Consider the following 25,739-nt stretch of genomic DNA (forward strand, 5'->3'; position numbering starts at 1 on the left):
CTAAAAAGCAAAGACAGTGTCCATCGCTTTATAGGGAGCATTGATCAGTTATAACATTATTGTATGAATGGCATTAGTCTTGATAGATTTCGTCTAATGGTTTCACAATAATTTGGTTAATTTCTTGGAATACTTGACTCATTTTTTGTTCAGCATTCATTAATGCAGAGATGTTTTCATCTTTTTCAATTTCTTGCGCTTGTTCTTGCGCTTGTTTGATTTCTTCCTCAGTCACTTGTTCACCTTGCATTTGTTTTTGTTGGAAGTTTAATTGTGTTTCACGGAATTCATCAAACAATTTTTTTGAATCTGCATTTGCATTTACTTGTGCATATGCATCTTTAATTGCCTTATATTCGTCACTTTCACGTAACGCTTGTTCTAATTTGTTTGCGTAATCATATAAATTTACAGCCATTATTATCGCTCCTTAATTGTCTATGTTGAAGCTAGTAGTTCTCAACCAACTTCTTTCCATGCTTACGATACCATACTTTCACTGATTATACAAAGATTGCAATGATTCCTTGGAAGATTCCAATCAAACCACCTAATATGAATCCAAGTAAAGTAATTAATTTAAGTTCTTTACCAGCAATTTCCAAAATAAGCTTTTCGATATAATCTAATTCAAAACGGTTAATTTGTTCTTCAATCAATCCACGGATATTCACACGACGCATAATAGACGATAAGCGGTTGGCAAGTACACTTAAAATAAGATCCGTGATTTTATCAATCCCATCAATATCTAATCGTTCAAACAATTGCGGTACGAGTCGATTTAATGGTTGATGTGCACGCTCGCGAACTTTAAACTGTTGCAAAACATATTCTGCAACATTGCCATTGAAACGTTCAAACTGATCTTCAGACATGAGTTCTTCCACTTTCATCATTTTAAACGATTGATATTCTTTGTCGATTTGTGTCGCTAATATTTGACGCGCTTTCGGATGATTCGTTAAACGTACTAACTCCGTTTGAATACGCGTTGCAATCGCTTCATTCGTCATGAACATTTGCAGCATAGAAATAATCTTGCCTTTTTCAATAAAGAATGTATCTAACATCATACAAATGTCGTTATAACCTTTGCCCGATTGCAAATAATCACGTGCTTTGTCTAACAATACACCATCTAGTTCAGCCACTTTATGATCTAAAACATCTACCACTTCTTGTGGAATGACCGCACCAATTGATTGGTCACGATGTTGTGTATACTTCTTTCTCAACTGTTCCGTTACAAATTGCTCAAGCCACTGATTACTCGTATGAACCACTTCTATATCAAAATGTTCAGCGATCGTTTGAATCGTCATGTCGTCTCGCTTGAGTCGTTCTACTTGATTCGTCACTGTTTGTTTGATTGTTTGTCTCATCTCAGGTGCGTTCAGTTTTTCACGTATTAACGATTCCGTTAATAGATGGTCTTCAACCACTTGACCGATTTTTACCGCTACTTCTTCTCTTCTTTTCGGAATCAATCCAGGTGTAAATGGGATACGACGTCCAAATAGGTAATATGGTTTATAAGGATGAAACAACATCCTAATAGCAATGATGTTCGTCACGCCACCGATGACGGCACCGACCCCCATCATAAACAATAATAATAGTAAAACTTTCATTAACTTCCGCCTCTCAGTCTTTTTATCTATTTTGTTATTATTCCACATTTTTCATAGATTAACCAAACTTTTATTTCGTTTACTTTGATTAAATATTCATATAAAAAAGCTGCGACAATTAAATGTCACAGCTAACCATACATCTTCTATTATTATTTCTTAAGCACGGATTAAATCATCTTTGGCATGACGTTGGAAGTATGTTTCAGCTTCTCTTTGTTTTGCCGTACCGTATAAAGGTTGTTTATCTGCATCTAACACACGGTATAATTCACTCACCTTGTTTGCTTGTAAAATATATCCGCCTTTTGATGAAAGTGTTTCCCAATAAATATCACTTACTGTTGAATATTTTGGATATGCCGCTTGATTGCGTGAAATTGTTTGAACGATTTCTAACGGATCACAACCAAATGTACTATTCAAAACTTCAGAATCTCTAAATAACGCACAAATTGAAACACATGTTGTCCAGTTTGGTAACACACGTTCTTTTTCGATTTGAACAAGCGTCTTTTTTGATAATCCGATTGTTTGAGCCATTGTATCTTGTGTGTATCCCGCCTCGATACGCACCATTTTAAATTTTGCTTGAATTAAATCTGTAAAACTTTGTCTATCCATTTATTATTACGACCTCTCTAAAAGTGAAATTTTATCCGTACACAAGAAATTGCAATTCTACACATTTCTTGAAACACAAATTACATATTAATACATAAAGATGTAAATGAAAAGAGTCATTTTATTAATTTTGGTAAAACTTTAATAGGCGAAATAGTCGAAAAACTTGTACACTTATTTTTAAGTTTCTTAATACCCTTCTGTTTCATCTATTCTTATTTTTTATCCTTATACACTCCAGTTTTTATCATAACATAGTTCAGAAATGACCGAAAGAATCACGATGTTTTTCCAAAAATTGATCTATCAGCATAGTTATTAAAAATGGTGACGTATATTGATACCATTGAACATACATTGAAATCACTATTTTTTAACTCTAGGCTTTTGCACAATAAGTGCTAAAACAGACAAAATGCTCCCCTTTAATTTGCCACGTCTCACTCAGTAACACGTAGGATTAAAAAGAAGCATTTCAAATATTATTGTTGATGTTTATTCAGCATGCATATGCCCTTTTAACTTTCGTCCTTCACGTTCAGATAAAATTAATGCACAAGCAGCATCACCCGTGATATTTACAGCTGTACGAGACATATCTAAAAGTCGATCAATCCCTAAAATAATACCGATTGCTGCTGGATTTAAATCAACGGCTGTTAATACCATTGCTAACATGATAAGTCCAACACCAGGAACACCTGCTGTCCCAACTGATGCAATAACCGCAACTAATACAACTGTAATCAATTGACCTATTGTTAAGTCTGCACCCATCAACTGTGCAATAAAGATTGTCGCTACCCCTTGCATGATCGCTGTTCCATCCATATTGACCGTTGCCCCTAAAGGTTGTACGAAGGAAGCAATCTCTGGTTTAACACCCATTCGCTTCGTACATTCCATCGAAACTGGTAACGCAGCATTTGAGCTTGAGCCACCAAATCCGACTGTAATCGCCGGGAAGAAACCTTTAAAAAATTCAATCGGACTACGCTTAGCTAGGAATTTCACTGCACCACCATAGACAACAAAGAAGTGAATGAGCAATGCTGCGAGTACGACTACGAAGTATAAACCTAACTGTCGAATGGCACCAAATCCTGCACCAGTAAAAGCATGTGCAACAAGACCAAATGTCCCAATTGGTGCGAATACATTCATTACCATAGAGATAATATACATCAGTACCTCGTTAAATTGGTCGAAAAATTTATGTACGACTTTTGCTTTTTCACCAACCATCATAATTCCGATTCCGATAAAAATCGCAAATGTAATAATTTGCAGCATGTTACCGTCTGTCATTGCTTCAACTGGATTTTTCGGGAAGAAGTTAATAATCGTTTGGTCGAATGTTTGATTAAATGGTGAATCTTCTGCACTTTTTTGTGCTGTCAATTCTTTTTGATATGCTGTCACTTCATCACTCTTCAACAAATCTGAGTGTCCTGCACCTGGCTTAACAATTAATGCTAAACACATTGCTAGCATGATTGCCAAAGCTGTTGTCGATAGGAAGAATAACATCGTTTTAAGTCCGATACCCCCTAATAATTTGGGATCTCCAACACCAATAACACCAAGTACGATTGATACAAAAACAACAGGTACAACTAACATAAAGATAAGATTTAGAAATATTTGTCCGATGAGATTGAATCCATATTGATCAATAAGTGTTACAAACTTTGCGCCTTCATAAAAGTTGAAAACTGAACCAATTGTAATACCTAATACAAGTGCAATAATTATTTTAACTGTAAGTCCTTTAAACTTCATTGTTCATTCATCCCCTTCTTCTAACAAGATTATCTTGCATCATTGAACGCACATTATTGCTATTAAATGTATCGTTCAACAAATTGTCACTATTCATATACTTGCAATCATATGTATAAAAATAGCTTATAAATAATTATAGTCAGAAGATTAACAATATTGCAATGTAATTTTTATTGGCTTTCATCGGATTTTCATTGCATAATAATAAAATGCTATAATGAAAATCAAACATTTCTTTAAAATTTATTTGAGGTGTCCAGACATGCAATTGGATTATAAAATAACACAAGCTAAAAAAGGGGCATGGCTCAGTATTGTTACATATACATTATTAACGATTCTAAAAGTACTATATGGTTGGATCGCAAACAGTCGTGGTTTAACTGCAGATGGTATCAACAATGCGACTGATGTCGTAAGTTCTATTGCGATTCTTGTCGCCTTACAAATCTCCATGAAACCCGTTGATGAGAACCACCCATATGGACATTATCGATCTGAATTTATCGCATCTCTCATTGCTTCTTTTATTATGTTTGCTGTTAGTATTCAGGTTATAATTACAGGCATTCAACATTTCTATAAAGGTCAATTCCACCAGCCGAGTCAATCTGCAGTCATCGTTGGTATTTTATCGAGTCTTATAATGTTTGCTGTTTTTCTGTATAATCATAACTTAGCTAAAAAAGTAAAAAGTAGTGCGTTAAAAGCTGCAAGTTATGATAATTTATCCGATGCACTTGTCTCGCTTGGTACAGTCATTGGAATCATTGGCGTTTATTTTGGCGCACCGATGCTAGATACATTAGCCGCAATTATTATTGGGTTGTTAATTATGAAAACAAGTATCGATATCTTTAAAGAAACTGCCATCACCTTAACAGATGGATATGACGAAGATGAGCTATCATATATTCATCAATGTATCGCACCGATTGAAGAAATACTGGAAATTAGAGATATTAAAGCCCGCAGTCACGGGATGATATCATTCATTGATGTGACGATTGCCGTCAATCCTAAACTTACCGTTGTTGAAAGTCATGAAATATCCGATTTAATTGAGTCAAAACTGAAAGAACATTTAGGAGAAGTTGAAACAATTGTCCATATCGAACCCTATGAACCATCTATCTAATCATTTAATTTTGTGCAAATGACTCATTTTTCAGGCAATAAAAATCACTTTAAAGGTTGTGCATACCAACCAATAAAGTGTTTTTTTTATATCAAATGATTACTCATAGCATAAAGAGCTGCCTGTGTTCGGTCTGTCACTTCTAGTTTGGATAAAATATGACTCACATGCGTTTTAATCGTTTTTTCAGATACGAATAACACATCTGCAATCTCTTTATTCGTTTTTCCTTTTGCCATCTCTTTCAAAACTTCTGTTTCACGTTTTGATAATTTATTTTGAATGTGCGGTTTATTGTTTACAACTTCCATCACTTGTTGTGCTTCTTTATGAATAACTGTGTCCCCTTCTAAAACACGCTGAATAGATGCCATTAGCTGTTCTGGTTCCACATCTTTCATCTCATAGCCGTCTGCACCAACTTGCATCGCCGAAATCACATGTTCTTCATCAACATAACTTGTTAAAACTAGTATTTTAATTTTTGGATACTGTTGTTTTAATTGTTGAATCAATGTTATTCCATTCATTTCAGGCATTACAAGATCTACAAGCACTAATTCAGGCTGACAAATATTATCGTGAAGCGCATCTAACAATTCTTGGCCAGCACTAAAACTACCAACCATCTCAATGGTATCTCGTGTTGAGAGTAAAAATTCCAAACCTTGTCTTACAATATAGTGATCATCCACGATTGCAACTTTGGCCATTTTACATCCCCTCCCAACTATGATGATTATAAGGCACTTGAACAAACAAAGTCGTTCCGTTTTCAGTTGATAATGTAAGCTGCCCTTTTAATATTTTAACTCGTTGCTTTATATTTAATATACCGTGATGGGCACGTTCATCCACTGTATTCGGATCAAAGCCAACACCATCGTCTGTTATCGTGATCTCAAGCTTTTCATCGTCTTGATAGAACTTTACGTATATCTCATCTGTTCCAGCATGTTTTTTCGTATTATTCATTGCTTCTTGAATAATACGATATACATTTGTTTCAATCTTATTCTCCAAGTCAATCAGCCCTGACACAGAGACATGAATGTCGATACCAATCAAGTCAGCATATTGTTTCAAAGCATGGACCAATCCCTTTTCCAATCCAACTGGCTTCAATTGCCAGATGAGCGCTCGCATCTCATTCACGGCATTTTGACTTGTCATTTCAATTTGTGAGAAAGCCCTTTTTGACACATCATCTTGCGCCATTTGACCTGCAGCATGTGCAGTTAATTTTAATGAAAATAGCATTTGATTGACCGAATCATGCAAATCACGTGCGAGACGATTTCGTTCATTGATGCGTGCCGCTTCTTTCTCTTGATCCGTCAAATCGATTCGTTTAATAGCAGAACCAATTTGAAAAGCCACAGATTCCAACAACTCCAAATCTTCATCACTGTAATGATCTGTATGAGGCGTAGCAACATTTAAAAGCCCAAATTGTTCTGTACCTGATTTTAATGGAACTGTCGCATGATGCGTAATATCTTCAGTTTCTGTCGCAAATTCACGACTTGCAAGATTAATACGAGAGCAATTGATGATATTCGAGGCCTTCGTAAGTTTCTTATTATGATAAGATTGGACACACCAACAGGTACCTTCTACCATGTACTTACAATGGTGATTCGTCAAAGCTTTCGGCAAAGAACGATGTGACGCTAAGGTATGTGCGCCCGTTTCATCAATAAAGAAAATCCAGCCTGTCGTAAAATCACTGCCTTCAATTAAATAATCCAACGCACCGTCCATCATCGACTGCAACTCTGTCTCTTCGTTCAAAAACTCTGCAATCTCTTTTAATAGCGCCAATCGTGTCGGTTTCTCCATCGTCTCATCTCCTCTATTCCACTCATTTGTATTATACATGTTCTATTTTATTGTGAAAAACATATCGCCCAGTCACAAGTGATTCAAATTTATGTTATGATAGAAAGGCTTAAGGAGGCTACTATGAAGATAAACATCCCTCAACAATTTGACAACATGACATTGAGAGCCATGTTTCAATCATTGAAATTACCAAAAAAAGAACTACATCAATTGAATATGTCAAAAGAAATTTTGATTAATGACGAATCTGCGACGTTAAACACAACCGTCCATACTGGTGACAATGTCGTACTACCGGAAACACATGCGGAGAGTCAATATTTACCAAGCTATCGCTATGCAAATATTGTTTATGAAGATGATTACCTTGCGATTGTCTTAAAACCTAAAGGAGTCAAGACACATCCAAATGACTTGAAAGAAAGTAATACATTGATGAATCACGTCATCTATACATTGAATTGTCCATACGTTGAACCAATCCATAGACTCGACCAAGAAACTGTTGGATTATTAATCGTAGCGAAAAAACCACTCGTTAAAAAGATTTTGGACCGCATGTTAGAAGACAATGACATTCATCGTATCTACCGTGCACAAGTGAAGAGTCTCTTACCAATCAAACCACAAACAATCGATATGCCCATCGGTAAAGATAAGTTTCATCCGAACAAACGCCGTGTTTCACCAACTGGACAACGCGCAGTGACACATATTATCGAATCTGAAATGGTAAAAGAAGGCGTCTGTCAACTGTATGTTAAGTTAGATACAGGACGTACGCACCAAATTCGTGTACACCTTGCAGAAATAGGACATCCAGTTCTTGGGGATCCACTATATAGTGATGCAACATTACGTCAGTTGAAATTGGAAAGCTATAAAATCGAATTTGTACATCCATTTACACAAGAAACTGTTTCAGTGTCTTTAGATGATGTAGAATAAACCGAAATGTTAAAAAGCGTGCACTCCTGATTTAGGAGCGTACGCTTTTTTGCTGTATAACAGACAGTTCAGTAGAAATATAGACATGACTACCGTACAACTTAGTTTATTTAGCTTTTCTTTTAATACATGTAGATACTTTATTTTTCATTCGAGTATTCAATAAATTTTTGTAATGTATAAATGAACAATTCATTTTCTTTTTGGAGATTTTTATGAGATGTTTTCATATTTTTGTATAGATTACTTTTTTTAACAGTGTTTTTCCAATTATAATTATTTTTATCTTTCACTAAATTATCTAAGCTATCTTTTATCTCTACGTACGTTTTATCACTGTATTCAACTTGTAATAGTTTGTATAATGAAAACAATTCGTCATAATTAATTTCTCTATATGGTTTAATTAATTCATCCTCTGCCTTTTGTTGATTGTTTAATAAATTTTTCTCCCAATGATCAGCAAGTAGATACCTTGCGAATAATCTTATAATTCTAGGATCAAATTGTGATTTGCATTCAATTTTAACTGAAAAGCGAATTAATCTTTCTTCTCTTTCGATAGCTTCACAATATAAAATAATAATTTTCGTCATTATATCAAAATATGTTTTTGCGTTATCCTTATAATTGAAACGCAAAGTCGTTCTTAATATCTGTACATCTTCCGGAACAATGTCTTGCTTCTCTGCTAATTCAAATAAAGATTTGCGCCAGCCAGATTTTGCATCTAATGAATCTATTAATTGTCTATGATTATTAGTAGTCGTATAATGATATGCTAAAAGACCTGCAATTAACGTAGCTATTGCAACATAAAAACTTTCAGTCCCTTTTAAAATTGTTGAAAACATGTATAGTATACTATATGTTAATTATGATACTGAAATTAAGAATTGAAACAATCTAATAAAACTAAAACGCTCTAAAAATATTATAAATACTGTACCAATACAAAAAATCAAAAATATAATTTGTATCATATAACTAGAATTTTTATTTATGTCTATTATACTTGCTAAGATACCCATACCGGCACCTATAAAAATCCAATGTCTCAAATAGATTATATATAATTTAATTCTATCAAACCGCTTTTTTAAGTCAGTTATATCTTCAAATTTATTTCTTTCCATATACTCCCCATCCCTTACTACATATACTCTTATGTTATAAAGATATTGAATAACTATTTACTTTATTTTACTGTACAAATATTTTCTGCACTACAAAAGTTTGCAATAATACCCAAAAAATCACAGCCTTTATAGTTTTCCTATAAAGACTGCGATCCTTAACTTTTACCGCTTCCTACGTATTCGGTTTTTTCAACGTTTCAATTTATTTCGAAAACGATTCACCCAACCTGTTGCTGCTCTGACAGGTTGGCCCGTCTCAACAATATTATCTTTTTTGCGTTTGATACTGTAATTCATTGCTTCTTCCATTAAATATTCTTGGGCATTTAATGGCTCAAGGTCATTATCTACATAGTGATATACACCATAACGGTCTTGGTAACGTCCTTTTTGGTTATCTGATAACTGTAAGTTCATGTAGTTCACGAGACGTTCTGCAACTTCTTTATCCAGTACTGGGAATAAAATTTCTACACGCTTAATCATGTTACGAGTCATCATATCTGCGGAAGACAAGTAAATACGTGCATCTCCATTGTTATGGAAATAGTAAATACGTGAATGTTCGAGTAAACGGCCGACAATACTAACAACTTCGATATTCTCACTCACACCCGGAATGCCAGGTTTCAAACAACAAATCCCTCTAATAATCAGTTGTACTTTAACACCTGCTTGTGATGCTTCAAATAACTTCGTGATAAGCGTTTTGTCAGTTAATGAGTTCATCTTCATCATCATTTTACCGTTACCATACTTTTTATGACTCTCAATTTCTTCGTCAATACGTTCAATGAATGAATCACGGATTTCGTAAGGTGCAACAATCAGTTCTTGATAATCTGGTTTTACAGAGTAACCACTCAAATAGTTGAAGAAATTCATCGCATCTTCTGCTATTTTTTTATTTGTTGTAATGATACCCATATCTGTATATAGTTTTGCGGTTTTGTCATTGTAGTTCCCTGTACCAAGATGTACAAATGGTACTAGCTCTCCATTGATACGCTTCACAACTAATGTGATTTTACTGTGCGTTTTCAAGTGAGTCATACCATACATGACATGACACCCTGCTTCTTCTAACATACGTGCCCAATGCACGTTGTTTTCTTCGTCAAAACGTGCCTTCAATTCAACGAGTACCGTTACTTGTTTGCCGTTTTCCGCCGCATTTTTCAATGCATCGATAATTGGTGAATCACTACTTACGCGATACAATGTTTGCTTAATTGCCATCGTATTAGGATCTTCAGAAGCTTCACGAATAAAGTCGACAATCGGATCAAACGACTCATATGGATGATGGAAGAAAATATCTCGTTTAAGTGCTAAGTCATAGACATTATGCCCCCCTAATGATTGTGGTACTTGTGGGACATAACGTGAATATTTCAAGTCTTTGAGTTTGTTCGATAAATGTCCGACAAGTTCGAACACCATTGTTAAATCAAGAGGGCCATCAGTGTAGTATACATCTTCAGGTGATAATTCCAACGTATCGATTAACCAGTCCATTTCTAGATCTTGTTGTCCACGATTATCTATTTCTAAACGAACTGCTGCTCCACTTTTTCTTTCTTTCAAAAAGCGCTCAATTTCAATCAATAAGTCTTCCGCATCATCTTCATGAATCATTAAGTCCGCATTACGTGTAATTCTAAATGTGTACGTATTAAGAATCTCATATCCTCTGAACAAATATCCCATGAAGAACGTAATGATATCTTCAATTAATATGATATATTGTTTGTTACCTTCATTAATTGTTGTGAAGCGATCTAACAGTGTAGGGATTTGTACAATTGCGGAGTTCACTTCATCCCCCGTATCAACATCAACAAATATATTCAGTGTTTTATTGTTTAACTTTGGAAAAGGTCGATAAGCGTCAATACCAAGTGGCGTCAATGTTGGTAAGATTTCATTCAAAAAGATAGTTTCTAGACGTTCAATTAATGGCTCATCTAAATCATCTGGCTTTGTAAGATAAACATCATATTCTTTCAACTCTTCAATCAGTTCATTAAATCGATGATATTGAAATGCAACATTTTTTCGATTTTTGCGCTCGATTGCTTGAAGCTGTTCAGAAGGAGTCAACTGCGATTTGTTTTCAGGTTTATCGTATCCCATTTTCACTTGGTCTTTAAGACCTGCGACACGCACCATAAAAAATTCATCTAAGTTAGAACTGCCGATTGCAATAAAGTTGAGTCTCTCTAACAAAGGATTTGTTTTATCACATGCTTCTTGTAGGACACGATAGTTGAAATCGAGCCAACTTACTTCTCTATTGTTATAAAAACTAGGATCGTTAATATCAATTTTCAAATTATTGTTTGTCACTTTGTCATTCCACCTCATTTTATGTGCCTGCTACTCTATTGTGATACAAATTAAGACCTCCGTTGACAACGAAACAGTGTATTATCGTTTCAATATTTCTACCGCATTCTCCGTTTTTTAACTTTTCAGTTATTTGGGAATATAGGCTAAAGTGGGGAGCGGGACAGAAATCTTTTTTGCTATAAAAGCATTCATCCTCCCACCCCGGCAAGGTTAACTAGAAATTTAAAAGTAGATGATTGATATGTGACTAGGTTTACTTAATAAACTTGTTAAATACTTAATCATCCTTGTCCGCATTTCCACTTCAGACACCTAATGCCTTTATACTTATCTCTTGATCTTAAAAGAGCGCATCTAAGCATTATGTCTCAGCGCCACACTTCTACCTAAAATCATTCTAAATACTGTATAATACAATCTTCATCTTTTCTGTTTCAACATCAATCTTTATTTTTTCGGCAGTCTCTACATCATCACGATTATCTTCGTATGCAAAAACTATTTTTTTATAAATTGAATGTTCAACTTATTCTTTAAAACTTTTTCAATATGTTTTTTCTGTCGATTAGACTGGTATTCTTCCGCAATCGGCTCACCTTGATAATATACATCTAACTGATAAGGTTCTGAGTCTGTAATGAGTTTAACTTGATTGACGGTATTGGTGTTTGAAATATTTAACGCATTAACAAACTTGATCATACCACCTAATGCTTGAATTTCATTGATTTCATCTTCTGTAAACCAATTCGTTTCACCACTGTATATTTTCAATAATGATTTATTTTTGAAGCTTGTCAACAGGGCTAGACGCACACGTTCTTTATGCGATAAACCGTTAATACTCGAGTTCGCAATAATGTAATACGTATGTTGCGAGCTTGAATCAGAGTCAATAAACTTACCCAAATAGTAAAGATAAGCAGCTTGTAGAAAACGCTGTTTTACCACTTCATCAACCTTCAGCTTGCCTTGCGCTGTTAGTTGTTTTAATAATGCTTCCGCAAGATTTTGTCGCTGTGTTGCACCGGTTGGTTCAATTCTATATTCATTCGCCAAATGACGTAATGCATCGTTTTGAACATTGTTACTTTTGAACTCGCCTTTATGTGCTTTCGAGATTTGATGCATAATAAACCCTTCTCGAATCCCTTTACGAGAGAAAGTAAAGGATTCGGCTTGTATCATGTCATAAAGTACATTGAACACCACAACGGCTGGAACGATAATGTCCATCCGATCTCTACTCAATCCATCTAGGTTGACAAGCTCATCTCGTGAGTATGATTTTAATCTCTCATACACTTGAGAAAGGTCATCTTGTGCCATCGTATATCCATGAACACCAGCGATAGGATAATGTTGAAGTGCTTGATGGATACGCGCACAGTTACGTGCGGATCCCCCAATGCCTATCAACGTCACCTTTTTATCAATAATCCAATCAGCTTTACTGAATGACTTTTTAAGAAACTTCTCCATTTTTTTTAGGGCTTCTTTATCATTGTGCGCTTTGCCATCGAAAAACATACGTGTCAATGTTACGACACCGAATGGAAAGCTGATGGCTTCCTTGATTTTTTTATTTTTAAAGTATGTTAGTTCCGTTGAACCGCCACCGATATCTACCGTAATGCCGTCTTGAATATCTGTCGTATGAGTGACAGCATATGAGCCATAAAAAGCTTCATCCTCTTCTGGAATTAGAATGACATCTAACCCTACTTCCTTTTTGACAGATTTTAATATGTCATCACGGTTCGTTGACTGACGAATCGCTGCAGTCGCAATAGGATACAACGTCTTAACGTGAAATGCTTCTGCTACCTTCTTAAAACTTTGCAGTGCCGTCATCAATACTTTGATGCCGTCTTCGTGCATATATCCTGCATCGTCTAAGTATTGACTTAGACGAGCAGGTGTTTTTATATTTTGAATCTCATTCAGTCCCGTCTCATGATCAAATTCAAATATAACAAGACGAATGGTGTTTGATCCGATATCTATTAAACCATTGCGCTCCATACGTATGGGTTGCCTCCTCAATTATTTAGGGTGAACCATGTCAGCAGGACGAATCCATTGTTCGAATTGTTCTTCAGTAAGATGACCTGATTGAATTGCTGCTTCTTTTAACGTTAATCCTTCTCTATGTGCTTTTTTCGCAATTGATGCTGCATTTTCATATCCGATGTGTGGGTTCAACGCAGTGACTAACATTAATGATTGATTTAAGTAGTTATCAATATGTGATTCAATTGGTTCGATACCCACTGCACAGTTTTCGTTAAATGTATTCATACCATCTGCTAATAAGTAAATAGATTGTAACGTATTATGCATGATAACTGGTTTAAATACATTCAATTCAAAGTTACCTTGTGAACTTGAAATACCGACTACTGTGTCATTACCCATTACTTGAACAGCAACCATTGTAAGCATCTCACATTGCGTTGGGTTTACTTTACCCGGCATGATAGATGAACCCGGCTCATTTTCAGGAATTGAAATTTCAGCCAAACCAGCACGTGGACCAGATGCCAACCATCTTACGTCATTTGCAATCTTCATTAAATCACCGGCAAGGGCTTTTAACGTACCGTGCAATTGCACAACTTCATCATGCGCTGTTAAAGCATGGAATTTGTTTGGTGAAGAAACGAATGGATAACCTGTGTTATTTGAAATATTTGCAGCAACTTTATCGCCAAATTCTGGATGTGCGTTAATACCTGTTCCAACAGCTGTACCACCAATTGCTAGATTCAAGATGTGTTTTTTAGATTCTGTTAGAAGTTGTTCACATACATCTAACATATAGCGCCAACCACTGATTTCTTGACCAAGTGTAATCGGTGTCGCATCTTGTAAGTGTGTACGGCCAATTTTGATAATATCTTGATATGCTTCTTCTTTTTTATGGAACGTATCACGTAAGCCTTTTAAAGCTGGTACTAACTTTTGTTCAATTTCATGGTATAGTGCAACGTGCATTGCTGTTGGGAACGTATCATTTGAACTTTGCGACTTATTCACATCGTCGTTTGGATGAATCTTTTCTTCACTCCCCTTTTCAGATAGATATTCATTCGCAACATAACTTACAACTTCATTGACGTTCATGTTACTTTGCGTACCACTACCTGTTTGCCAAACTACAAGTGGAAAATGTTCATCTAACTCTCCAGCTAAGATGCGGTCACAAGCATATACAATGGCTTCTTTTTTCGCATCACTTAACTTCCCTAATTCATTGTTTGCAATGGCAGCTGCACGTTTTAATTGAGCGAAACCATACACAACTTCGATTGGCATCTTTTCTTTACCGACTGGGAAGTTTTGCTTACTACGTTGAGTTTGTGCACCCCAATATTTATCGCCTGGTACTTCAATTTCTCCAAATGTATCATGTTCAATTCTTACTGACATTTCATTCGACCCCTTTACAATTAATGTTAATACCTTCAGTTAAATTATAGCATTAAAGGAAATATTCATTCAATGAGATCTCACGTTAAACGATTAAAAAATAATGCGCTTACATTTACTTGTTGATCATCATATTAAGTATATAAATCAACGGTACAAGTGGTTATAAAAAAACACCTTGAATATGACGAATCATTTCAAGGTATCACTAATGCTTATTCATATTCTGTTTGGTAGCGTTGCTTTACAGCCTGAATAACCGCAATTGCTGCTAAAATATATAAAATCATTCCGATAACAACAGACAGCGGACTTGTCTGAATGAGAATCGCCCAGATACCATTCAAACTTGCGTAAAATTGATCTAAGTATATGTATAATCCAATAGTAATGGCAATACAGCACAGCACACTGATAACAATCCCTTTTTGATTACTATGAATAAATGTATCAGCTGTGACTGTATGATCCACGAGTCCCTTAGACAAATTCAATTGTAATTGCACAACCTTAAATAATACTGGTAAATAGAGGGTACCGAGTGCTAATGGAAAACCTTTGATAGATAGTAAATTGACTAGTGTTGAAACAATCAACAGTGGAACCCAGAATCGATATATTTTCATATTTGTCACCTAATTAGTATTTGTAAATTCTTCATTATTTTATCATATCTCTTATACATTGACAGTGACAATTTTACAACCATTTCATGACGATGACATGTCTCGTGGTGTGTATCATAAAATCATCGTATCTCTTATCAAATGCTAAAAGTAAGAGTAGGACATTAAGCAATTGATTGCTTATTGCCCTACTCTTACAAACATCTTATTTATCTGTTTCACGATCACTGCGAACGGCTTCTTCATGTGATTGTTCAAATTTTTGTTCATCATTTTCTTCAGAGATTTGTTCCATCTCTTTACCTAATTCAACCACTTCTTCAAAGCTGTCGACCATGCCATGTTCATTTTCTTGTTTATTCATGACATTCCCTCCTTATTATTAAGCATAACGTGCTGTGAAATAAGCTCTAACATCTTCAGGAAGCCCTTGTGCAGCTGCTTCATCCAATACAACATTCACCATGCGATGTGTTTTCAAACTTGATGGAATGAATGTCGTGCTACCATTCTCTTCATATAACTTACGTGCTACTTCTGCTTTTTCAGCACCTGTTAATACAAGCACAACTTCACGGGCAGTCAAGACACCATCATTCATTGGAATACCGATGTTACCATCACAATCGATTGTCACAACTTGTAACGTTAATTTACCTTTGTTTTCTTTTGTTTTTGCATGATGTTTAATGAAAGATTCAACCTTCTCATCTTCTGGAATTTCGTGGATTTGCTTTTCTGGTACGCCTAATGTTTTGTAGTAATTTGTTTGTTTATCATAATCTAAAATATGAATTTGACTGAAATCAACAGGGTTTTTCTCAACATTTTCTTGTAATGCTGCATTTACAGGTACACTGTCATTTTTCAAATGAATTCCTGCAATTGTTGTTGGATTATTATTGAATTGCTTTCTTAAAATATCCGCTACAAACGTTGCAGCCGTTCCTTGATCTTTGAAAATTTTAAAATTCATTGCCATCTTGATCCACTCCTCATTTATGGTTACTTGTCATCTATATTATTCATTACATACCCTGATTTAATTGTCATTAAAACATCAATATTGTCATTCAAAATAACAATATCCGCATCTTTACCTTCTGTCAAACTCCCTTTGTGTGACAAGACATTTAATGCCTTAGCTTGATTATAACTTGTTACACGCCATAAATCTTCTAAAGATGCACCTGTAAATTTCATTAAATTACGTAAACCATCATTCATTTTTAAAATACTACCTGCCAAAGCACCACTTGCTAAGCGTGCTTCCTTACCTTTGACAATCACATCTTGTCCACCAAGATCATAAGTGCCATCTTGCAAGCCTTTTGCACGCATCGCATCAGTGATGAGATAAAATGCATGATTGCCTTTCATACGATATGCAACATCAACGGCTGCTGGATGTGCATGGATACCGTCGACAATCAATTCTGTATGTAAAAATGGATTCGTCCATGCTGCTCCGAACACGCCTGGCTCTCGATGTGCAAAAGGTGTTGCTGCATTATATAGATGTGTGACATGCTTAGCACCCATCTTTACCGCTTCATTTGCTTGTTCGAATGTCGCAACCGTATGTCCCATTGAAAAAATAATATCATTACTGAGCGCTTGTAACGTTTCTTTTGCCCCTTCAACTTCTGGCGCATATGTCATAATTTTAATTAAGCCATTCGCCGTTTTTTGAAAATCATTCACCTGCTCAACAGATGGGCGTTGAACAAAAGCTGGATTTTGCGCACCTACTTTATGCTCAGAGATAAACGGCCCTTCTAAATGAGCGCCAAGAATTTCAGCAGTAGGTTGTTTTGCTGATTTTTTAGCTTGATTCACATATGTTGCTACTGCTTCCAAAGCAGAATGTATGGCTGTTTCAGATTGTGTCATCGTCGTTGCGAGATAGCTCGTTGTGCCCTCTGTCAATAAACCTTGTGAAAGCACCTCTAACCCTTCAGGCGAAGCATCCATCACATCTTGCCCATAGCCACCATGAATATGAATATCTATAAAACCTGGTAAAATATGTTGTCCAGTTGCATCAATCACTTCTAACGGTCCTTCATACGGAAAGTGTTTGATTTGATGAATTTGATTGTCTTTAACAATCATGTGACCATCTTTTATCACACCATCTTCTGTATAAATAAATCCACCTTGTATGACGTACATCTCAGTCATAACAATCCCTTCTTTTCCAATTATTGTAATCCTGGATAGTCTTGTTGACGTAATGCTTCATAAATTAAAATGGCTGCCGTATTCGATAAGTTTAATGCTCGAACATTTTCATTCATCGGTATACGCAAAGCTGTATTTTCATATTTATCTTTTACCCAACTTGGTAAACCTGTCGTTTCTTTACCAAAAATAAAGTAATGATTTGTGTCTCTATCTGAAAAATCTTGTGACGTATGATTTTTAGAACCAAATTTTGTTAATAAATAATATGTTCCTTGCGTCTTTTCAAAAAATTCTTCAATGCTGTCATAATACGTAATATCTACAAATTTCCAATAATCTAAACCTGCACGGCGCAACATTTTATCATCCGTACTGAATCCTAATGGTCGGATTAAATGCAATTTTGTATCTGTGGCTGCACAAGTACGTGCAATATTCCCCGTATTCGCTGGGATTTCAGGTTGATATAACACAACGTGAATGGTCATTTTACTGTTCTCCTCGTTTCTAGTCCCTTTTTCATTTCAACTTGCACTTCTTCAATTTCTGAGTCATACCGTGACATAATATAGTCTTCAGCTTCATCTTCAAGAATTTGTCCAATTGCCCAATAAGCAGTTGCACGTAACATTGGTCTTGGGTCATTTTCTGCTAAATCTTTTAGTTCTGGAATTGCCTCTTTTTCTTTAAAATGTGCAAGTGCCAAGATTGCATTACGCTGTATTGGTTTCTTGCCTCGCCATGCTCCTGCTAAATGTCCATACGTTTCTTTAAATTCCTTGTTACTCATTTTTAATAACGGAATTAAACGTGGTTTCAATATTTCAGGTTCTAAAATAATATCATCCTGTTGTGTATTGATTCCTCGATTTCGTGGGCATACTTGCTGACATGTATCACAACCATAGAGACGATTACCAATTTTATAACGATATTGATCCGGCATGTAGCCTTTAGTTTGTGTTAAAAAACTCACACACTTTTGGCTATTTAACTGCCCATCACCAACAAGTGCGCCCGTCGGACAGCGATCGATACAAATCGTACAATCACCACAGCTATCCATGATTGGATCATCTGGAGGAAAAGCGATGCTCACAAGCATTTCTCCCAAATAAGTCCATGTGCCCAGTTCAGGATTAATGACAAAGCCATTGCGCCCTGTGTAACCAAGCCCTGCACGTTCTGCAACCGCTCGATCAGATAAGACACCTGTATCGACCATCGACATCGTTTCAGCATCTGGCACACGTTCTTTAATATATGCACTCAATGCATCTAACCGCTTACGCATAATACTGTGATAATCCTGTCCCCATGACGCACGTGCAAAGATACCACGTCGATCACCGCGCTTACTCTTTGGTGCATCAGGTAAGCGATTCGGATAGCCAACAGCAATAGCAATAATCGAACGTGCGGACGACATCGACAACTTCGGTTCCGTCCTCATCTCAATATCTGTTGGCTCAAATCCTGAAGCATAGCCTTTCGCATGATATTCAATCAACTTCTGCTTCAACTCATCAAATGGATCAGCAGTTGTAAAGCCAATGCTGTCAATACCAATCGAATGTGCATATTCAATTATATCTGCCTTCAACTGCGAAACATCCATATTTGTCACCTCTCAAAAGTTACTCTCCTATTTTAACATATTTTAACAGGCGGAACAGATTTCAAATTTTTATAAAATATTTAAAAAGTATGCACTGAATCCATAAAAAATCTCAAGTAGACCATTAATTTAAGGCTTACTTGAGATTTATACATTAATTATAGAACACGGCTTAAGAAGTTTTGAGTACGTTCATGTTGTGGATTTTCAAAAATATTTTCTGGTGTATCATCTTCTACAACTACACCATCTGCCATAAAGACAACTCGATCACTGACGTTTTTAGCAAATCCCATCTCATGTGTAACGACAATCATCGTCATCCCTTCTTTTGCTAAGTCAGTCATTACATTAAGCACTTCTCCAACAACTTCTGGATCCAGTGCTGACGTCGGTTCATCAAATAATAAGACATTGGGATTCATCGCCAGTGCACGTGCAATTGCTACCCTTTGCTTTTGTCCCCCTGACAACTGATTCGGATAAGCATCCGCACGATCTTTTAATCCAACTTTATCCAATAGATCAAGTGCTTGCTTTTCCAATGCTGCTTTATCCCCTTTTTTAAGAAGTGAGGGTGCCAAAATAATGTTATCCATCACTTTTTTATGTGGAAACAAATTGAAATTTTGAAAAACCATCCCCATATCTTGTCGTAATTGATCGACATTGGTTGATTTGTCTGTTAAATCTTTCCCTTCAAATATTACCTGCCCTTTTGTCGGTGTTTCTAATAGGTTCATACATCTCAACAACGTACTCTTCCCACTTCCTGAAGGGCCGATAATAGCGACTACTTCCCCTTTGTTAACTTCTAAATTAATACCTGTCAATACTTCATTTTTTCCAAAAGACTTGTGTAAATCATGTATTTTAATCACTGACGCTCAATCTCCCTTCAAAGAAATTCATCAGACGTGAAAGCATGAATGTTAAGATGAAATATAATACCGCTGCAATCAGTAATGGCGTGAACGGATCAAATGATGCACCTTGTACAACTTGTGAGTTGAACATGATTTCACTTACTCCGATAACCGATACAATTGATGATTCTTTAATAACTGTTACAAATTCATTACCAAGAGCTGGTAAAATTTTCTTAACTGCTTGAGGCATAATGACTGTTTTCATCGTTTGACCATAACTCAAACCTAAACTTCTCGCAGCTTCCATCTGCCCTTTGTCGACTGCGTTAATACCTGCACGAATGATTTCAGCAATGTAGGCTGAGCAGTTAATGACAAGTGCGATAGTACCACATATAAATGCTGAAATATCAAGGCCTAGTACTGCTGTCGTACCAAAATAGACTAAAAACACTTGTACGAGAAGTGGTGTTCCCCTCAAAAATTCAATATATGCTGAAGCTAACCATTTTAACGGTTTTATACTGCTAATCTTCATCAATGCAAATAATGCACCAAATATTGCACCAAATGACACACCCATAATTGAGATAACTATTGTATTTTTCAAACCAGTAATGAAGAACGTCCCATATTTAGCAAAAAAGCTACCATCTTCTTTCATGGCTTGTGCGGCTTTTTCCGCATATTGATCAATTAACTTTTTATCTTTCACATCCGAAATCGTATCATTCACTTTTCCCAAAAGTTCAGGTGAATTTTTAGGGACAGCAACTGCTGTTTGTTTTTCAGAATTTGCAAATTCAACTTTTGATAACATAAGATCACTATTTTGACTCAAATAAGCATCTGCAACAGCACTGTCCATTACGACACCATCAATTTTATTACTCTTTAAAGATAAAATAACTTCCGGTAACCTTGTTAAAGACTGGACATCCGCATCTTTAATCTCAGTTTGTGCTAATTCCTCTTGCGTTGTTTGTTTCTGAGCACCAATACGTTTACCCGTTAAATCTTCTAGCTTTTGATATTTATCTGCATCCTTTTTTCTAATTACTACAGTTTGTTTAACTGTCATGTAAGAATCCGAAAAATCAACTTCTTTTTCACGTTCTGGTGTCGGTGTCATACCAGAAATAATCATATCAATTTTCCCAGTTTTTAAGGCACCTAATAAGCTATCAAATTGCATATTAACAATCGTTAATTTTAAATTATGATCTTTTGCAATTTTTTTGCTAGCTCAATATCAATACCTGCATATTCTCGCTTTCCATTCAAAGTACGCTCAAATTCCATCGGTGCATAGTCTGCAGATAATCCAACACGCAGCTCTCCACGCTTTTCAATTTCTTTCCACTTGTCATCCGCAGCATGAGCACGATTATCAAGAGGTACAATCGTCAATAAAATAGCCAATATGAAAACAATAGAACCTAACTTTTGTATATACTTCATCAAACAACCTCCTCTAACGTTATTCATTATTATACATATAACTGTAAGTTTATGCAATAACATTTTAAAAAAATCGCTTATACCTATAATTACTAGATATAAGCGATCAAGCCTGTTATACAATTTTATTGCTTTGGTAATTCAAAACGGTATATGTCGTCAGAATATCCTGGTATAACACGTTTACATATTTGATGCACAAAAAATGCAATTGTGAATGGTATGATAAAGTATGCAAACAATAGCATCAATGCATTCATCATCGGATCACCATCCATACGGTTAAATGCATTAATCGGCCCTACTAAACCTGTATATCCAAATCCTGCTGACATCGGTGTACCTTTTATATCAACAAAATATGCTAATAAACCGCCAACAACACCATTAATAGCTAATGGAATCATAATAATCGGATGTTTTAAGTATACTGGAATCATCATTTTGGCAGCACCAATCAACAGAACAATATTCACTCCTGCTTTATTAACAGGTAATGAACCGAATAGGAACGTTACACACGCTGCTACTATACCCATGTTGGCTGCACCACTGCCCAATCCAGTCAGTGAAATTGCCGTCGCTATCGCAACGAGCGAGATTGGTGTAACCATCAATAAGGCAAATGTAACAGTGATTAAAATACTCATCAATAACGGATTGAGTTCTGTAAACGAATGAATCATTGCACCAAGCGTACCCGTTACTTTTCGAACATATGGCAATATCAGTAACCCGATATATCCAGAAACTACTGGAATCAAAACAGGTAAAATAATTAACTCCAGCGAACCAAACTTCCCACTTAATAACATAAACATGGCACAGGCAAGTGTTACAATGATCATGATATTGATAATATCACCGATACCTTGTAACATAATCACACCATTTTCAAAAACAACCGCACCAGACCCTAGCATTGCCGATGTCCCAACGAACACAGAACCAGGACCTGAAAACTTAAACATATGCGCTGCAACAACACCAATAATGAAGGCCATAAATGATTGAATTACAATCACAAGCTGATAAATCATCTCTAATGCTTCATTACCATCTTTAAAAAACTTTAGCAATTCTCCCAATAATGCATTCGGTAATAATGCAATGACAACACCTGCACCTACTGCATTTAATATATTATTGAAAAACTGCTTACCACTACTTTGCGTTTTTCCCACAGAGAAATCCTCCTCAATTATAATACGTTTATCATAATACAAAACGATAGCATCTACAATATACATTATAACGATTTGTATGCATTCTAATGGATAAACTTTCAAAATAAACATAGACATTAATTATTTCAAAAATTGTTGACGAAACATCGCGAACGTAATATAATAGTACTTGTGATTTTGATTGTACATTAATAATCACAAATAATGCCGGTGTGGCGGAATTGGCAGACGCGCGGGACTCAAAATCCCGTGTCCATTAGGACGTGTCGGTTCGACCCCGACCACCGGTACTACTTAAAAAGGCACGGTAAGTATTTATACTTACTGTGCCTTTTTCTTTTAGGTTGGGACAAAAGCGTTTAGGATTTGAGCAGAACCGAACGATGTGCAAAATTGATTTTCAAATTTTGTCACATTGTGGATGTTCTGTCGAAAATCCTGCTTTTGGGACACCGTTTAGCACTACGTATAATGTGCCGCTCATGTCTCCGCTTTATTTTTGGTTTAATTACTTAAAATGATAGAGGCATGCGCGCTTTTTTTGTATCTAAATGATAAAAAACAAAAAAGGCGAGACAGCAGTTCATGCCATCCCACCACAAAAGGTAAACATCCTAAAAACACAACAAAAAAACCGTCCATATACTCATCAGATAACAATCTGCTAAGTTGGTTCGGTACACAAAATATAAAATATGGAGCGGAAGATAGGACTTGCACCTATATCACTTTCCGGGAAGGAAAGTATTCTGAAATTGAAATACTCCCGCATAATTAAAATATGGAGCGGAAAACAGGACTTACACCTGTACCTCTTTCCGGGAAGGAAAGTGTTCTAGAATTAAACTATTCCCGCATGTAAAAATTGGAGGCGGCAACCGGATTTGAACCGGTGAATAAGGGTTTTGCAGACCCTGGCCTTACCACTTGGCTATGCCGCCAAAAGGAACTGGGCTAGCTGGATTCGAACCAGCGAGTGACGGAGTCAAAGTCCGTTGCCTTACCGCTTGGCTATAGCCCATCAATAATAACTTTAAGGGCGGCTGATGGGAATCGAACCCACGAGTGTCGGAACCACAATCCGATGCGTTAACCACTTCGCCACAGCCGCCATGGCAGGGGCAGTAGGAATCGAACCCACATCAAAGGTTTTGGAGACCTCTATTCTACCGTTGAACTATGCCCCTATTATAAGGATGGTGGAGGGGGGCAGATTCGAACTGCCGAACCCGAAGGAGCGGATTTACAGTCCGCCGCGTTTAGCCACTTCGCTACCCCTCCAAATGAATGGTGCCGGCCAGAGGACTTGAACCCCCAACCTACTGATTACAAGTCAGTTGCTCTACCAATTGAGCTAGGCCGGCATAAATAAAAAATGGTGGTTCAGGACGGAATCGAACCGCCGACACAAGGATTTTCAGTCCTTTGCTCTACCGACTGAGCTACTGAACCATAATAATGGCGGTCCCGACGGGAATCGAACCCGCGATCTCCTGCGTGACAGGCAGGCGTGTTAAACCGCTCCACTACGGGACCACTCAAAAATATTGCGGGAGGCGGATTTGAACCACCGACCTTCGGGTTATGAGCCCGACGAGCTACCGAACTGCTCCATCCCGCGATAATAGAAATTAAAATAAATGGCGGAGGAAGAGGGATTCGAACCCCCGCGAGCCGTTAAGCCCCTGTCGGTTTTCAAGACCGATCCCTTCAGCCAGACTTGGGTATTCCTCCAAAATTATATGGACCTTGCAGGACTCGAACCTGCGACCGAACGGTTATGAGCCGTTAGCTCTAACCAACTGAGCTAAAGGTCCTAATAATCATTTCTATCAACTAATAATTAGTGGCGGCGGAGGGGATCGAACCCCCGACCTCACGGGTATGAACCGTACGCTCTAGCCAGCTGAGCTACGCCGCCATATATAGTTGTAAAGTATTAAATTAATGGTGGAGACTAGCGGGATCGAACCGCTGACCTCCTGCGTGCAAAGCAGGCGCTCTCCCAGCTGAGCTAAGCCCCCATAAATTATTTTAGTAAGTCGGGAAGACAGGATTTGAACCTGCGACCCCTTGGTCCCAAACCAAGTGCTCTACCAAGCTGAGCTACTTCCCGAAAGAATAAGAAGCGCGCCCGATAGGAGTCGAACCCATAACCTCTTGATCCGTAGTCAAACGCTCTATCCAATTGAGCTACGGGCGCATATTCTAAATGGTGCCGAGGACCGGAATCGAACCGGTACGGTAATCACTTACCGCAGGATTTTAAGTCCTGTGCGTCTGCCAGTTCCGCCACCCCGGCAAAATAATGGAGCAGAAGACGGGATTCGAACCCGCGACCCCAACCTTGGCAAGGTTGTATTCTACCGCTGAACTACTTCTGCATTAATGCGGGTGAAGGGAGTCGAACCCCCACGCCGTAAGGCGCTAGATCCTAAGTCTAGTGCGTCTGCCAATTCCGCCACACCCGCTTGAAAATGGTGAGCCATAGAGGATTCGAACCTCTGACCCTCTGATTAAAAGTCAGATGCTCTACCAACTGAGCTAATGGCTCTTGATAATGGTGCCGGCCAGAGGACTTGAACCCCCAACCTACTGATTACAAGTCAGTTGCTCTACCAATTGAGCTAGGCCGGCATAAATGGTGGAGAATGACGGGTTCGAACCGCCGACCCTCTGCTTGTAAGGCAGATGCTCTCCCAGCTGAGCTAATTCTCCATATATTTACCTGGCACCGTCCTACTCTAGCGGAACGTCAGTTCAACTACCATCGGCGCTAAAGAGCTTAACTTCTGTGTTCGGCATGGGAACAGGTGTGACCTCTTTGCCATTGGCACCAGATAAAATTGAATGTTATACATTCAAAACTAGATAGTAAGTATATCATTTACACA

General features: G+C 37.0%; 21 protein-coding genes, 24 tRNA genes, 1 rRNA gene and 1 pseudogene. 3 read left to right on the plus strand and 44 right to left on the minus strand.

The features are described from left to right. Window positions 1-73: 73 nt before the first annotated feature. The 4 genes from MUA51_RS07090 to MUA51_RS07105 form a co-directional block, all read right to left on the minus strand. Window positions 74-418 (minus strand): YlbF/YmcA family competence regulator, encoded by a 345-nt coding sequence (locus MUA51_RS07090; protein ID WP_095117334.1) that lies wholly within the window; start codon window positions 416-418, stop codon window positions 74-76. 85 nt (window positions 419-503) lie between these two features. Next, the gene (locus MUA51_RS07095; protein WP_262559117.1) at window positions 504-1,634 is read right to left on the minus strand and encodes a DUF445 domain-containing protein; all 1,131 of its coding nucleotides are present in this window, start codon (window positions 1,632-1,634) and stop codon (window positions 504-506) included. 159 nt (window positions 1,635-1,793) lie between these two features. Further along, entirely contained in the window at window positions 1,794-2,258 is a 465-nt protein-coding gene (xdrA, locus tag MUA51_RS07100; protein ID WP_095117338.1) for an XRE family transcriptional regulator XdrA, read from the minus strand. 495 nt (window positions 2,259-2,753) lie between these two features. Beyond that, on the minus strand, window positions 2,754-4,040 hold the full coding sequence (locus MUA51_RS07105; RefSeq protein WP_262559118.1) for a dicarboxylate/amino acid:cation symporter: 1,287 nt from the start codon (window positions 4,038-4,040) through the stop codon (window positions 2,754-2,756). A 265-nt stretch (window positions 4,041-4,305) separates the two neighbouring features. On the opposite strand from MUA51_RS07105, the gene MUA51_RS07110 reads away from it, so the two are divergent. Beyond that, window positions 4,306-5,181, plus strand: a complete 876-nt coding sequence (locus tag MUA51_RS07110; RefSeq protein WP_262559120.1) for a cation diffusion facilitator family transporter — start codon at window positions 4,306-4,308, stop codon at window positions 5,179-5,181. A gap of 86 nt (window positions 5,182-5,267) precedes the next feature. Here the strand turns inward: MUA51_RS07110 and MUA51_RS07115 are convergent, their stop codons facing one another. Then, window positions 5,268-5,894, minus strand: a complete 627-nt coding sequence (locus MUA51_RS07115) for a response regulator (RefSeq protein WP_262559123.1) — start codon at window positions 5,892-5,894, stop codon at window positions 5,268-5,270. Window position 5,895: 1 nt separating this feature from the next. Then, on the minus strand, window positions 5,896-7,023 hold the full coding sequence (locus MUA51_RS07120; protein WP_262559124.1) for a GAF domain-containing sensor histidine kinase: 1,128 nt from the start codon (window positions 7,021-7,023) through the stop codon (window positions 5,896-5,898). A 123-nt stretch (window positions 7,024-7,146) separates the two neighbouring features. On the opposite strand from MUA51_RS07120, the gene MUA51_RS07125 reads away from it, so the two are divergent. Then, window positions 7,147-7,974 carry an RluA family pseudouridine synthase gene (locus tag MUA51_RS07125; protein ID WP_262559126.1) on the plus strand — a complete coding sequence of 276 codons (828 nt, stop codon included), beginning with the start codon at window positions 7,147-7,149 and terminating at the stop codon, window positions 7,972-7,974. A 140-nt stretch (window positions 7,975-8,114) separates the two neighbouring features. Here the strand turns inward: MUA51_RS07125 and MUA51_RS07130 are convergent, their stop codons facing one another. The 14 genes and pseudogenes from MUA51_RS07130 to MUA51_RS07195 all read right to left on the minus strand — a co-directional run bounded on the left by MUA51_RS07130 (window position 8,115) and on the right by MUA51_RS07195 (window position 22,842). Continuing rightward, window positions 8,115-8,828 carry a hypothetical protein gene (locus MUA51_RS07130; RefSeq protein ID WP_262559127.1) on the minus strand — a complete coding sequence of 238 codons (714 nt, stop codon included), beginning with the start codon at window positions 8,826-8,828 and terminating at the stop codon, window positions 8,115-8,117. Between the two features lie 21 nt (window positions 8,829-8,849). Beyond that, complete coding sequence (locus MUA51_RS07135; protein ID WP_262559129.1) at window positions 8,850-9,110, minus strand: hypothetical protein; 261 nt, start codon at window positions 9,108-9,110, stop codon at window positions 8,850-8,852. 192 nt (window positions 9,111-9,302) lie between these two features. Beyond that, window positions 9,303-11,462, minus strand: coding sequence for an RNA degradosome polyphosphate kinase (locus MUA51_RS07140; RefSeq protein ID WP_276580940.1), 2,160 nt, complete (start codon window positions 11,460-11,462; stop codon window positions 9,303-9,305). A 501-nt stretch (window positions 11,463-11,963) separates the two neighbouring features. After that, the gene (ppx, locus tag MUA51_RS07145; protein ID WP_262559131.1) at window positions 11,964-13,490 is read right to left on the minus strand and encodes an exopolyphosphatase; all 1,527 of its coding nucleotides are present in this window, start codon (window positions 13,488-13,490) and stop codon (window positions 11,964-11,966) included. A 21-nt stretch (window positions 13,491-13,511) separates the two neighbouring features. Then, window positions 13,512-14,897, minus strand: a complete 1,386-nt coding sequence (gene fumC, locus MUA51_RS07150; protein WP_262559133.1) for a class II fumarate hydratase — start codon at window positions 14,895-14,897, stop codon at window positions 13,512-13,514. Window positions 14,898-15,112: 215 nt separating this feature from the next. Beyond that, window positions 15,113-15,523 (minus strand): hypothetical protein, encoded by a 411-nt coding sequence (locus tag MUA51_RS07155; protein ID WP_262559134.1) that lies wholly within the window; start codon window positions 15,521-15,523, stop codon window positions 15,113-15,115. A gap of 205 nt (window positions 15,524-15,728) precedes the next feature. Beyond that, entirely contained in the window at window positions 15,729-15,887 is a 159-nt protein-coding gene (locus MUA51_RS07160) for an SAS053 family DNA gyrase inhibitor (protein WP_262559135.1), read from the minus strand. A gap of 18 nt (window positions 15,888-15,905) precedes the next feature. Beyond that, the gene (locus tag MUA51_RS07165; protein WP_262559136.1) at window positions 15,906-16,505 is read right to left on the minus strand and encodes a 6-phosphogluconolactonase; all 600 of its coding nucleotides are present in this window, start codon (window positions 16,503-16,505) and stop codon (window positions 15,906-15,908) included. A 23-nt stretch (window positions 16,506-16,528) separates the two neighbouring features. Then, a complete protein-coding gene (gene nagA, locus MUA51_RS07170) occupies window positions 16,529-17,707 on the minus strand; it encodes an N-acetylglucosamine-6-phosphate deacetylase (protein ID WP_262559137.1) in 1,179 nt (392 codons plus the stop codon). Between the two features lie 20 nt (window positions 17,708-17,727). Further along, entirely contained in the window at window positions 17,728-18,198 is a 471-nt protein-coding gene (trmL, locus tag MUA51_RS07175; RefSeq protein WP_262559138.1) for a tRNA (uridine(34)/cytosine(34)/5-carboxymethylaminomethyluridine(34)-2'-O)-methyltransferase TrmL, read from the minus strand. Continuing rightward, window positions 18,195-19,328 (minus strand): tRNA epoxyqueuosine(34) reductase QueG, encoded by a 1,134-nt coding sequence (gene queG / locus MUA51_RS07180; RefSeq protein ID WP_262559139.1) that lies wholly within the window; start codon window positions 19,326-19,328, stop codon window positions 18,195-18,197. Before queG ends, trmL begins: the two co-directional genes overlap by 4 nt. Window positions 19,329-19,486: 158 nt before the next feature. Further along, window positions 19,487-20,209 carry an amino acid ABC transporter ATP-binding protein gene (locus MUA51_RS07185; RefSeq protein WP_262559141.1) on the minus strand — a complete coding sequence of 241 codons (723 nt, stop codon included), beginning with the start codon at window positions 20,207-20,209 and terminating at the stop codon, window positions 19,487-19,489. Continuing rightward, window positions 20,202-21,658: pseudogene (locus MUA51_RS07190) on the minus strand (ABC transporter substrate-binding protein/permease). The gene MUA51_RS07185 and the pseudogene MUA51_RS07190 overlap by 8 nt, the downstream one beginning before the upstream one ends. Before the next feature lie 125 nt (window positions 21,659-21,783). Beyond that, on the minus strand, window positions 21,784-22,842 hold the full coding sequence (locus MUA51_RS07195; protein WP_262559142.1) for a PTS sugar transporter subunit IIC: 1,059 nt from the start codon (window positions 22,840-22,842) through the stop codon (window positions 21,784-21,786). A 209-nt stretch (window positions 22,843-23,051) separates the two neighbouring features. Between MUA51_RS07195 and MUA51_RS07200 the strand changes: the two genes are divergently transcribed. After that, window positions 23,052-23,135: transfer RNA gene (locus MUA51_RS07200), tRNA-Leu, on the plus strand. A gap of 406 nt (window positions 23,136-23,541) precedes the next feature. Here the strand turns inward: MUA51_RS07200 and MUA51_RS07205 are convergent. From MUA51_RS07205 to rrf, 24 genes are all read right to left on the minus strand, one after another. After that, window positions 23,542-23,615 (minus strand) — tRNA-Gly (locus MUA51_RS07205). A gap of 12 nt (window positions 23,616-23,627) precedes the next feature. Then, window positions 23,628-23,701 (minus strand) — tRNA-Gly (locus MUA51_RS07210). Window positions 23,702-23,711: 10 nt separating this feature from the next. Beyond that, a tRNA-Cys gene (locus MUA51_RS07215) sits at window positions 23,712-23,786 on the minus strand. Between the two features lie 8 nt (window positions 23,787-23,794). Continuing rightward, a tRNA-Gln gene (locus tag MUA51_RS07220) sits at window positions 23,795-23,866 on the minus strand. Window positions 23,867-23,883: 17 nt separating this feature from the next. Then, window positions 23,884-23,956 (minus strand) — tRNA-His (locus MUA51_RS07225). Between the two features lie 2 nt (window positions 23,957-23,958). Next, window positions 23,959-24,032: transfer RNA gene (locus tag MUA51_RS07230), tRNA-Trp, on the minus strand. Window positions 24,033-24,042: 10 nt separating this feature from the next. Beyond that, window positions 24,043-24,126, minus strand: a tRNA-Tyr gene (locus tag MUA51_RS07235). 7 nt (window positions 24,127-24,133) lie between these two features. Beyond that, window positions 24,134-24,209: transfer RNA gene (locus tag MUA51_RS07240), tRNA-Thr, on the minus strand. Window positions 24,210-24,221: 12 nt separating this feature from the next. After that, window positions 24,222-24,297, minus strand: a tRNA-Phe gene (locus tag MUA51_RS07245). A gap of 7 nt (window positions 24,298-24,304) precedes the next feature. After that, window positions 24,305-24,381, minus strand: a tRNA-Asp gene (locus MUA51_RS07250). Window positions 24,382-24,392: 11 nt separating this feature from the next. Continuing rightward, a tRNA-Met gene (locus MUA51_RS07255) sits at window positions 24,393-24,466 on the minus strand. 20 nt (window positions 24,467-24,486) lie between these two features. After that, window positions 24,487-24,579: transfer RNA gene (locus tag MUA51_RS07260), tRNA-Ser, on the minus strand. Window positions 24,580-24,588: 9 nt separating this feature from the next. Further along, a tRNA-Ile gene (locus MUA51_RS07265) sits at window positions 24,589-24,662 on the minus strand. Between the two features lie 30 nt (window positions 24,663-24,692). Then, window positions 24,693-24,766, minus strand: a tRNA-Met gene (locus MUA51_RS07270). A gap of 27 nt (window positions 24,767-24,793) precedes the next feature. Continuing rightward, window positions 24,794-24,869 (minus strand) — tRNA-Ala (locus MUA51_RS07275). Between the two features lie 18 nt (window positions 24,870-24,887). Then, a tRNA-Pro gene (locus MUA51_RS07280) sits at window positions 24,888-24,961 on the minus strand. Window positions 24,962-24,974: 13 nt separating this feature from the next. Continuing rightward, window positions 24,975-25,048, minus strand: a tRNA-Arg gene (locus MUA51_RS07285). A 10-nt stretch (window positions 25,049-25,058) separates the two neighbouring features. Continuing rightward, window positions 25,059-25,147: transfer RNA gene (locus MUA51_RS07290), tRNA-Leu, on the minus strand. Between the two features lie 7 nt (window positions 25,148-25,154). Further along, window positions 25,155-25,229: transfer RNA gene (locus MUA51_RS07295), tRNA-Gly, on the minus strand. 5 nt (window positions 25,230-25,234) lie between these two features. After that, window positions 25,235-25,316 (minus strand) — tRNA-Leu (locus tag MUA51_RS07300). A gap of 7 nt (window positions 25,317-25,323) precedes the next feature. Continuing rightward, window positions 25,324-25,399 (minus strand) — tRNA-Lys (locus MUA51_RS07305). A gap of 7 nt (window positions 25,400-25,406) precedes the next feature. Next, window positions 25,407-25,482 (minus strand) — tRNA-Thr (locus tag MUA51_RS07310). A gap of 5 nt (window positions 25,483-25,487) precedes the next feature. Next, window positions 25,488-25,563, minus strand: a tRNA-Val gene (locus tag MUA51_RS07315). A gap of 8 nt (window positions 25,564-25,571) precedes the next feature. Continuing rightward, window positions 25,572-25,686: ribosomal RNA gene (gene rrf, locus MUA51_RS07320) — 5S ribosomal RNA — on the minus strand. Window positions 25,687-25,739: the final 53 nt, after the last annotated feature.

Origin of the sequence: Staphylococcus sp. IVB6214 (genome assembly GCF_025558585.1) — a bacterium.
Lineage (GTDB): Bacteria > Bacillota > Bacilli > Staphylococcales > Staphylococcaceae > Staphylococcus.